At 46.2% G+C, this 10,488-nt stretch carries 8 protein-coding genes and 2 rRNA genes; 3 read left to right on the forward strand and 7 right to left on the reverse strand.

Annotated features, from left to right (window positions below; all coding sequences use genetic code 11):
• Together JU82_RS06855 and JU82_RS06860 are read right to left on the reverse strand one after the other, a co-directional pair.
• A partial coding sequence (locus JU82_RS06855; RefSeq protein WP_294892445.1) for a molybdopterin-dependent oxidoreductase occupies positions 1 to 2,860 on the reverse strand: 2,860 nt, incomplete at its 3' end.
• Between the two features lie 9 nt (positions 2,861 to 2,869).
• Positions 2,870 to 3,988 carry a sulfurtransferase gene (locus JU82_RS06860; protein WP_037948546.1) on the reverse strand — a complete coding sequence of 373 codons (1,119 nt, stop codon included), beginning with the start codon at positions 3,986 to 3,988 and terminating at the stop codon, positions 2,870 to 2,872.
• Positions 3,989 to 4,294: 306 nt separating this feature from the next.
• On the opposite strand from JU82_RS06860, the gene JU82_RS06865 reads away from it, so the two are divergent.
• Genes JU82_RS06865 through JU82_RS06875 form a run of 3 tightly spaced genes read left to right on the forward strand, consistent with a single transcriptional unit; the run spans position 4,295 to position 6,298 of the window.
• Positions 4,295 to 4,900: a hypothetical protein gene (locus tag JU82_RS06865; RefSeq protein ID WP_037948548.1), complete on the forward strand. Its 606-nt coding sequence runs from the start codon at positions 4,295 to 4,297 to the stop codon at positions 4,898 to 4,900.
• Complete coding sequence (locus JU82_RS06870) at positions 4,897 to 5,268, forward strand: hypothetical protein (protein ID WP_037948550.1); 372 nt, start codon at positions 4,897 to 4,899, stop codon at positions 5,266 to 5,268. The genes JU82_RS06865 and JU82_RS06870 overlap by 4 nt, the downstream gene beginning before the upstream one ends.
• Positions 5,258 to 6,298 carry an Mrp/NBP35 family ATP-binding protein gene (locus JU82_RS06875; protein WP_037948552.1) on the forward strand — a complete coding sequence of 347 codons (1,041 nt, stop codon included), beginning with the start codon at positions 5,258 to 5,260 and terminating at the stop codon, positions 6,296 to 6,298. The genes JU82_RS06870 and JU82_RS06875 overlap by 11 nt, the downstream gene beginning before the upstream one ends.
• Before the next feature lie 103 nt (positions 6,299 to 6,401).
• Here the strand turns inward: JU82_RS06875 and JU82_RS06880 are convergent, their stop codons facing one another.
• From JU82_RS06880 to JU82_RS06900, 5 genes are all read right to left on the reverse strand, one after another.
• On the reverse strand, positions 6,402 to 7,235 hold the full coding sequence (locus tag JU82_RS06880) for a hypothetical protein (protein ID WP_037948553.1): 834 nt from the start codon (positions 7,233 to 7,235) through the stop codon (positions 6,402 to 6,404).
• Entirely contained in the window at positions 7,232 to 8,182 is a 951-nt protein-coding gene (locus tag JU82_RS06885; protein ID WP_037948555.1) for a hypothetical protein, read from the reverse strand. The genes JU82_RS06880 and JU82_RS06885 overlap by 4 nt, the downstream gene beginning before the upstream one ends.
• 177 nt (positions 8,183 to 8,359) lie before the next feature.
• Positions 8,360 to 9,637 (reverse strand): outer membrane protein transport protein, encoded by a 1,278-nt coding sequence (locus JU82_RS06890; RefSeq protein ID WP_037948557.1) that lies wholly within the window; start codon positions 9,635 to 9,637, stop codon positions 8,360 to 8,362.
• A gap of 515 nt (positions 9,638 to 10,152) precedes the next feature.
• Positions 10,153 to 10,268, reverse strand: a 5S ribosomal RNA gene (gene rrf / locus JU82_RS06895).
• 131 nt (positions 10,269 to 10,399) lie between these two features.
• Positions 10,400 to 10,488 (reverse strand): 23S ribosomal RNA (locus JU82_RS06900); the annotation flags it as partial.

Here is a 10,488-nt window from a genome sequence, read left to right on the forward strand (position 1 = left end):
ATTGGTTACCGTCCCAGAGACCACCAAATTTCAGGTGCCCCCATCCGTCTGCCATTTCAAGAAGGTTCAATGCCGTTGGTACAACTTCATTGTGCCCTTTGTTTTTCAAATACATGTACGGTTCCCATCCATGCTCCATAACCAATCCGTCTGCCGGTGCGGAAGAGGAGAGTTTCGCCATTGCATAGAACTCACCCAGCGCATTGAAGATACGGATGGTATCGCCGTCTTTGATCCCTTTGGCTTCTGCTACGACACGGTTGATCTGGATCGCAGGAACACCGCGCTGAAGGCGCAGCAACGTACGTGACGTTTTGTAGTTCGAGTGGATCGACCAGCGCGCATGCGGCGTCATGAACACATACGGATAATCTTTCGACTGTGGACGAATCCCTTCCATACCGGTATTGGTTGCCGCACCCATTTTGATAAAGATTTCATGGTCGACGTAGAACGTTTGGCGTCCTGAAACCGTCTCAAGGCGTTCGAATTTGTAGAGGTGATCCTCATTCGAGTTGAACGGACGGTCAGAGTACAACGGAGAAGATTTTGCCGCTTTTTCATTGATCAGCAAGAATCCGCCCACTTTGTACATTTTTTCCATTGTCCAAGGCTCGTACTGCTCACATTTCTCCAGTGCAGCCTGAACCGCCATTTTGTCGGTTCCAAGATACACTTCGCCTGCACCTTCGGACTCTTCGTCGGTGTTGGTGAACTCTTTGTGGAAAATCGTCAAGTCATGGAAACCCGGTTTAGCGAATTTCGGATGATCTTTGACTTTGGCTTTGCTTACGTTTTCAGGGCGGTTTGCCAGTTCTTCGAGTTTTTTCGCGAGGAACGTAAACATTGACCACTCGTCCATCGCTTCACCGATGTTTTTGATGTTCGCAACCGGCTGAGCCAGGTTGGTGAAACGGTGGTAACCCGGAGACGTACGAAGGTCATACACCTCATAGTGCGATTTCGCCGGCAAAAGGATGTCTGCGAACTGTGCCGCTTCTGACATACGATAATCTACGTATGCGTAGAATTTCGTTTTGTTCAGGAATGCTTTACGGTAGTCGCTACCTTTGTTACGGCGGAATTTAGAGTCGGCAACGATCAGCGCACAGTCAGGCTGCCACCAAGGCTTAACAACGTTTCCGTGTTTGGATGCCTGGTTTGTTTTATCGTTTTCGCCCGATTTGAGCATTTCAGAAAGTACAGCCATGTACTCTTTTTTGCTCATGCCGTTTTGCGCACGCTTAACGTCTTCATCGCTGAAATATTTGTCGAATGTTTCCAATCCGTCACCGAATACGAACTCGCCGACAAATCCCGAACCGAAGCGCGGGTTATATTTACCGCTGAATCCTGACAATGCGCCAAGGCCCGAGAGGGTAAATTCGTTCTCGGTATTGATACCGCCGTATGGTCCCATACGCCCGGTCAAACCGCAGATAGACGCAACGTTCCAGATTGTCATAACACCGTTGAAGTATTTATTCAACGAGAACCCGGTAGTGATTTCAACGACTTTCGGAATCGCGATATCGCGTGCCAATTGGCGAACGGTGTCAGGGTGAACACCCGTAATCTCTTTAGTCGCTTCAGGAGCAAATTTCGCTGCCGATGTTTTCAGCATTTCAAATACGGTGGTTACTTTGCGCGTATGTCCGTGCATGTCTTTGATCGTCCATGTACCTTCAAGCGCAGGTGTAATCCCCTGCTCGTCGAGGCGAAGTGACTTGATCGCACTTCCTTCGGTACCCGGCATCAAAGCGATTTCGTTTTTCGCCGTATTCCAGCAGTAAAACTCTTCCATGTATTTGTGATGGTCTTCATCGTTTTTCGCGTGTTCCATATCCGAACGGCGGATGAATTTTTGTGTTTCGACATCAACCAGGAACGGAAGGTCGGTAAACGATTTCATAAACTCGGGTTTATAGAGTTTTTCGTTCAGGATAACATTGATAACGCTCATTGCGAGGATATTGTCCGCACCTGCTTTGATCGGAATCCACAGATCAGACGATTTAGCCGTCGCGTTGAATTCCGGAGTAATCGTAATAATTTTCGCTCCGTTGTATTTGCCTTCCCATACGAAGTGAGCATCCGGGATACGGGAAACCGACGGATTTCCACCCCACATTACGGCAGTATCGACGGTGTACATGAAGTCCCATGTACAGCCGAGGTTACCCTCACCGTATGCAATCGCCGCACCCGAGAACATATCCCCGAGGTAGGATGACGGATAAATACGGATCGCACCGAGCTGAGTCGAGAAACGAAGCGGTGCTCCACGGCGCCCTTCGGTCAAAAGACCCGTACCGGCGTGTACCATCAATTTGTCCGGTCCGCGTTCCGGATCGGTCAAGCAGGTAAAGATTTGCTGGCATACTTCTTCTGCCGCCTCATCCCAGCTGATACGTTTCCATTTTCCTTCGCCGCGTTCACCGACACGTTTCATCGGGTAGAGGATACGGTCTTTTTGGTACATTACCTGTGAGTGCTGAACCCCTTTGTTACATCCGCGCGGGTTGAAGTCAGGGATTTTGGCATTGATGATCGGATAGCGAGCCGATTGGTTTTCACGAGTGATAACACCGTTGTGTGACCAAACTTCCCATGCACAGTTACCCTGGCAGTTTACACAGTGGTACGCAAAACCGTGTTCTTCTTTTTTTCCGTAGGTAAACGCAAATTCGTTGCGGTACATATTCTCGGTATAGTTGGTATTAGGATAGTTCTCTTTCCCGTTCTCTACCGACATAACGTTTGTTTTCGCGAAGAGTGAGCCTTGTGAAGCTACCAACGCAGCCGTCATTCCCGATACTTTCAGGAAATCACGGCGGTTATTGTTCATTACTTTTGTCATAGTTCTGCCTTATCGTTTAATCGGAAGGTTCATATCGTTACCCCAAACGTCCCAGCTTCCGGTGAAGACTTTGACGTTTTTGTAACCGAGCAATTGAAGCGCCGTAATGTGCTCTGAGCTGCGCCCTGCGCCTACATGGCAATACGCATAGATCGTTTTATCTTTGGTGATACCGTATCTATCGTATACCGCTTGAATCTCTTTAGCCGATTTGAATGACAGCTTTTTATCGGCATCCGAGATTTGGCTCCATTCGATAAAGGTTGCCCCCGGAACGTGTCCGCCGCGCGCAACGTTATCCATTTTGCGTTCACCGATAATTTCACCCATACCGCGTGAATCGATGATGACGTATTTGGATTTTTTACCGTTTTTGAGTATATCGTCCATTGCGTGTTTAACTTCTTCTTTACCCGCAATAACGCTCCATTTGATCTTTTTAGGATCAATTTTATAGGTTTTAGGTTTAACGACTTCATCGCCTTTGATAACCAAAAGACGTTTTTCTACTTCCGCCATTTTCGCAGTAAGCGCTTTAGCTTCTTCGGATGCTTTTTTGATTGTCGCATCGAGTGCTGCTTTATCAGCACCCTCTTTTTTCAAGGCTTCTTTCGCATCTTTTTCGATTTTTTTCGCTGCTTTAAGCTCTTTGTTCAACGCATCGTACTCTTTTTGAGCCGGATCGTAAGCCATCATTGCCGCACGTCCGCCGTTGAGGACTTTGACGTTTTTATGGCCGAAGCTGTCAAAAAATGAATAAACACCTGTCGCATTCGGTCCTTTGAAGTCATCGTACGCAATGATCGTCATGTCATTACTGATCCCTTTGCTGCCGATGTATTTTTCGGCATCGTCAACACAACGGTACAAAGGTGCGCAGTGCATCTCTCCGTCAATCTCTGAATGGTGAAGGTGGTGAGCGTACATCTCTACCGAACCTTTAATGTGACCGAGTTTATAAATATCTTCGTTATCACCCGATACGAACATCACTTTTGGATTACCGATCAGCTTGACCGCTTCTTCGGCAGAAATAAGGATATTTTTGTTAGCATATCCATCAGCCGCCATTGCAGCTGCTGCCGACAGTGATGCCGCAACACATAGTGTTTTTAGCAATCTGTTCATCCGTGCTCCTTGTTTTTAGTATGCACACACAAGCGGTGCGATTAATTACGGAATTACCGCTTCCATTATAGGTTTGAGACTCTTAATTACTGTTAAATTACCTGTTTTGACGTACACACCTATTACAATATGTTACATAATTATCACATTTTTGCGACATCCGATGATTGGGTGTTTTTTTACGTTTTCTTATATAGCGAGTTCTGTTTTTTGACTTATAGACGAATATTAATACTTGCCATTTAATCACTTTTTGATAGTATGGCGATTAACTTTTTAATACTTTTATATAACAAGGAAACGATGATGAGCGTCAATGCCCTATCCGCCGCAATCGCAGAGTCCGATACCGCCAAAATGATCGAGTTTTTAGAAGACAAAACCCTCCCCATAGAGCAGGTGGCCGAAATATACAACGCATTCAAAGCGAATAAAGAGATCGTCGGGCAGGTTGCCATGAATCTTTCTTTGCGCACCTCAGTGTATGAGCGTGACAAAGAATACAGCCCTATCATGGTCGATCTATTGATCGATATCGCATCCAATCCCGTCGACATGGGAGCACGCTGGGCTGTTGCCAAAAATCCCCATACGCCGGTTGAAGTGCTTCGCCATCTCTCCTCCGATTCGATCAACCTGGTTCGCGCGCTTGTCGCAACAAACCCCTCAACGCCGGGCGATGTGCTTGAGAAATTTTTCAGTGATGAAAAAATCGTTCGTGACGGGCTCTCCGGCAATCCGAACACCCCCGCGAAGCTTCTCAAAGTCCTTGCCGACGATAATGATAAAATGGTGCGCATGCGACTGGCCGAAAACAGCGGCGCACCCAAAGAGATCATCAGCCTCCTCTTAAACGACACCGATCCGGATGTTGCCAAAGCCGCCGAAGTCAATCTGGGAGCGCGCGAATGAACAAACGCCATCAACAGCAAAGCAAGTTTTTAACCCTTGAAAACCATTTTCTGAATACCTTTTTCTCGGGACTTTATTTCAGTGCCGCCGATTTCATTGCCATTGGGCACAAAAACGGCATCGCCATGCAGATGCACTCGCGCGAAATGCTGATCAAAGATCTTTTGAATAAATCGGATGAAAACGGAATACTTGCGGAAGTAATCGCTTCGTTGAACAACGCCATCGATGATCGTATCAGCGAATGTCACCGCCTCAGTCTCGAATATCCCGGAGCCCGCGCCCCGCTGGCAAAATTGGCCCAAAAAGCAACCGGAACCAAAGCCCTTCTGGCACGCGAAGTTCGGGGGAATCCGTATGAACACTAAAGAACTCGAAACCGCTCTCTACGCACTCGCGTATCCGGGGCTCAGCCGTACGCTCGGCGAACTCAAGCTCATCTCCGAAGTTAAAGTCAAAGACAATCATGCCAAAGTTGAACTTCTGACCGTCAGCGACGATTCCTACCTTACCGTCAAATCGGCGATTGAAGCGGTGTTTGGCGATCAATTCGCATCGCTGGAGATTACCAAAAAAAGCACTTCGCAAAAAGATATCAACTACGGCAACAGCGCGGCCCCCAACAACCGCGCACCGTATGCTGCGAACGTCATTGCGGTCACGAGCGGCAAGGGAGGAGTCGGTAAAAGTACCGTATGCGTCAACCTCGCCATCGCTCTCGCCCAAAAAGGGTACAAAGTGGGGATTCTGGATGCCGACGTCTATGGCCCCAACGTCCCCCGCCTGACCAATACCGATCTTGAAAAAATTCGCTGGAACGACGACAACCAGATTGTCCCGAGCGAAAACTACGGCCTCAAGATCATGAGCGTTGCTTTGACGACTCCGACCTCCGACACCCCGCTCGTATGGCGTTCCTCCGTCGCCGTCTCGGCGCTGATCCAGTTCCTCGAAGACGTCGCGTGGGGAGAGCTTGATTTCCTCGTGATCGACATGCCTCCGGGGACCGGGGACATCCAGCTAACCATGGCGCAGGAACTCCCTATCACGGCAGGGGTTATCGTCACGACACCACAGCTCGTCGCCAGCGACGACGTCAGCCGCGCGATCCGGATGTTTCAGGACATTCATGTCCCTATCGGCGGCCTTGTTGAAAACATGAGCTATTTCGTTGCTCCCGACACAGGAACCCGCTACGATATTTTCGGCACCGGCGGCGGGGCACGTCTTGCTGAACGCTATAACGTTCCACTGTTGGGACAGATTCCCCTCAATATGGATATCCGGGAAGGGTCTGACAACGGCGAGCCCCCGGTGGCCTTAGGAAATGAAACGCTAAAAAGTTATTATCGTGATGTGGTAGAAAAACTGCTAGAAAGTACTAAATTTAGAGTGTGAACAAAGAGGAGGTTTCAAGCGCGGTTACTGCGTGTGAGCCTTACGCTGAGTAAAACCCAGCGTTAGCGTAGCCGAACGGGGTTTGACTCCGTCGGCGTATCAATTATTTGAAGATCTTTTTCAAATCGTTTTCAATCGCACCGGGAACAGTGGCAATCGTCATAAATTCAGACATTGTAAGCAGCGGATAGCTGATGGCAATAAAGTATTTCGCACTGAGCGCTTTGGCTTTACCGTCTTCGATCAATACGGCCCATGGCAACAATTGACCATTTTGGGTCCCGATTTTTTTCACAAAACCGTTTGTCCGACGATCCAGTGCGACAAATGCCACATAGCGATCATCTCCCAATTTGACAACAGCTGTTGTCCCTTTCGCTTTTTGTGCCTTGGCAACCAGATCCGCGGTTGAACCTTCCCCTACGACCGTCATGTCTTGATAATAAGGCATCCCGACCATGAAATGGTACCCCTCAAGACCTGCGAACTCCCATTTATCGGTAGAATCTTTACAAGGACCGAATGCTTTTTCTAGCGATGCCAATTGAGCGGATGAAGCCGCATGGCTGTACTCATCTTGCATAAATGCTTTGCCGAAATAGACAGGATTTGCGATGCTGATCTGCTTGCGCTCGTCATCCACCAGCAAACGGCCGACCGCAGCAAGACCGCGGGTCGCTTTGTTGGAGTCCGCTTTCATCTGTGCACTTGTGAACAATACCGTTGTTCCGGCATCCCCTTTGTAGGTTCCGACTACCTCAAACCCTGCAGACGCAAGTTTTGACTTTGTATCCTCTACCGATGCATAAGGAGCGATTTTATACGCCGCAACCTCTTTTTCTGCCGGAGCATTCCCCTCTGTGGAAGGAGAGATGCCCGCACATCCGGAAAACGCGACGACAATTGCCGCTGAAATTAAAGAGAGGAACTTTTTCATAGCTCTTTCGCTCCGAGTTCTTTCATGATTTTAGTAATCTCGACATCCAACGCATTGATTGAATCGACCATTTTCTGATCTTTGATCCCCATTACCGCAGTCCATGTCGCCAGACGCGGCATACCGATCATGATTTTGTTTGACCCTTTTTCGATATACATGTACATTGAACACGGTGCGAACGCACCCGCGTCGGGACGCCCCTGGTTAAAGATCCCTTCGGAAAATTTAAAATGGCACAGTGAGTAAACCCAGTACGCATCGAAACGGCCGAATTCGATGTTTGCATCGGTCATCGACGCCTTGATATCTTTGTACCCGGCGATGATGTACTGGTTCCCCTCAAACGTCTCTTCGAATTTCCCCTGGAAATCGGCGATAGCGGTTTCCAGGCTAGCCCCTCGCTCAAACGGAAGTTCAAACGTCATCATCGGTTTTGCCGGTAATGCACTGTACTCTACGATTTGAACTTTGTTCCCGATCTCTTTTTCGATCATTGCATCGAGTTCAGGAAATGTCGCGATAAATTTAGCACGTACGTCTGCATCTTTTACCCCTGTAATATCAAGCATGGTTTCAGGAGTGATGTGCCCTACGTAGGTTTTATCTTCAGATTGCTTTTTCCATACATGGAGGTTAAACGGACTGAATCCACCCAATGACGGCTCTTTCAAAAGCAATGGCCCGACTGCTGCATCTTTGGTAACTGAGAAAAACCCGAGATTATCAAGATTTGTCCCGCCGTATTTCGTTTTATACGCATCGTTAATACGTTCATGCGGATCAGACAATACAAATCCGATCGTCGTGATTTTGTTATTGACCATATCCATATATACTTTTTCTTTATCGCCTTCACCGATATAGAATTTTGCCCCTTGGGCACCAAATGCCATTGAAGCCGCCAATGAAAGCGCAGCTGCGCCCATAAATAATCTGTTAAACATATGTTTCTCCTCTAAGTAATCGCTTTTGAGCCGTGTGCCCTTTTTTGTCAAGGGTATATTTTATCACAAAGACATCAAATAAACGATAATAACAGCACAAGATTTTTGAACTCTTATTATCGCTGGGAAAAGTGAATGGATTGTGAACCTCTCCCGAGGGGAGAGAAAGATAATTTCCTAGAAATCGAAATTAAGCGCTAATGTTAACGCGTTTTGAGAATGTTTAGTAGTTACATTACCTGCTCCAACAGTTGCTGCACTTACAGTATCAGTTACTTCCGGAGTGTATGTAAATGCTGCGTCAATCGACATAGTCTTATCCAATGAATATCCTCCACCTATCGTATACGCAGTCTCAACCGTTGCAGGGAACATTGCATAGTTGAAAAGATTCATAGTGTCACCATCGTTATTGAAAGCAGGGTTACCAGTTACCGGTACAGTACTTTTATTGTTTGGAACAGGATTTTCTCCGTAGTTAAAACCGGCACCCAGCCAAAAATCATCTGCACTGTATTTCACACCCAGAGCGTACACCGTTTGATCGTCCCAACCAAAATCTTTATACCCTTTTGCATCAGACCATTTAATCTCTTTTACATCCATAGTATATGTCATAGCACCCATATTGTACGCAACTCCAATACCATACTCTTCTGGTTGTTCAAGATGATCTGACTTTCCAGGTAACGCTCGAGGATTACTTCCATAACCAAATGCTGCTGCTGCATCAGAGATTTGATTTTTATATTCCATATCAATTGCAGACTTATAATTAAGACCGATTGTTAATTCTTTTACAGGATTGTAGTAGGCACCAACATCAAATCCCAACCCGAAATCATTTGAAGTACCGCTACCTACATGAGTAGCGTCACTTGTGTCATAATCTATACTCAATGCGCCATACTGAACAATCGCAGTAACACCGACACCAAATGTGTCGTTACCATACGATAATGCTGGAGCAAACTGCATGAGCATTAAAGAACTTCTCATATTATATAAATCTACTTGACCCAACGTATTGTCTAGCCCGGTGCTTCCTCTCCAGTCTGTACCCATACCGGCAGTTCCATACATACCCAGTCCGAATACAACTTCATCATTAATTCTATGAGAAAGAGCAATAGAAGGTATCATACTAATACCTTCATCACTTGTTTTGCTAACACCAATAGCCGGATTACTTGCATTACCAGCAGTTGACTCAACTTTTACATCCGAATTAAAGACTGTACCTGCAAACGAAAACGAATTTTTTGTTTTTGTTTTAGCAAGAAGCGCCGGGTTAGTCAGTGCCGCATCAGCTCCGTTAAAGTTGGCAATACCTGTTCCACCCATTGCACGTGACTTTGCACTAAAGCCTATCAGGTTATCCCCATTTGTTGCGAATGCTGATGTAGCACTAAGAGCGATAGCAGCAGCGACCGCGATTTTGATTGAACGTTTCATTAATTCTCCTCGATAAGTTTATAGATTGAACCACTGAGTGGCTCGCTTACAACATCATTATAGGTCTGTTAAAATTAATCGAAACTTAACACAAAACGATCAAACTATTGCATTTTCTTATAATAGAGATCACATCTGTAATATGACGATTTATTTCATTTAGTTATGGTCAATAAAGCGTCAAAAGGAGCAATAAAAGACGTTTTATCCGCTATTAGTCTTAAAAACAATCTTTTACCTAAGTTAATGAATGAATAACGAAATTGTCACATTGTATCAAATAGTAACACTATGCGTGACAATTTTGTGATAGGTTGCCCATAAGAGGGTGTAAAATTGTAGTTTATGTGGAAGGGTAAAGAGATACTGGCGGCAAATGTGCTCACCTGCAAGCCGTTGGATCCTGCCGTACAAAAAAGTGCATTCGTAAAAAAGTCAATAAGGGTTGTAAAGTAAAAGTTTTGCTGTGATTGTTAAAAAAGGGGATTAAAAAAGTAAGAGAAGAAAAATCTGAGGCCAGGCGGCGACCTACGTTTCCACACCTGAAAGATGCAGTATTATGAGCGATGAGGGTCTTAGCTTCCGGGTTCGGAATGGGACCGGGCGTTTCCCCCTCTCTATAGCCACCTGAACACTCAGAAGAGGATCTACCTGGATAGACTCTATTCTGAGAGTTTTGTTAGATGTATTTTTATTGTTAAGTCGTCAACATTTCGTAACTGCATGCACATTCCACACTTATGCTTAATAAGGCGGTGAGCATAGATAAAGACGAACGTTCTATTAGTACCAGTCAGCTGAAAGCATTACTGCTCTTACACACCTAGCCTATTAACCTTGTAGTCTTCAAG

The organism is Sulfuricurvum sp. MLSB (assembly GCF_000747095.1).
Classification (GTDB): domain Bacteria; phylum Campylobacterota; class Campylobacteria; order Campylobacterales; family Sulfurimonadaceae; genus Sulfuricurvum.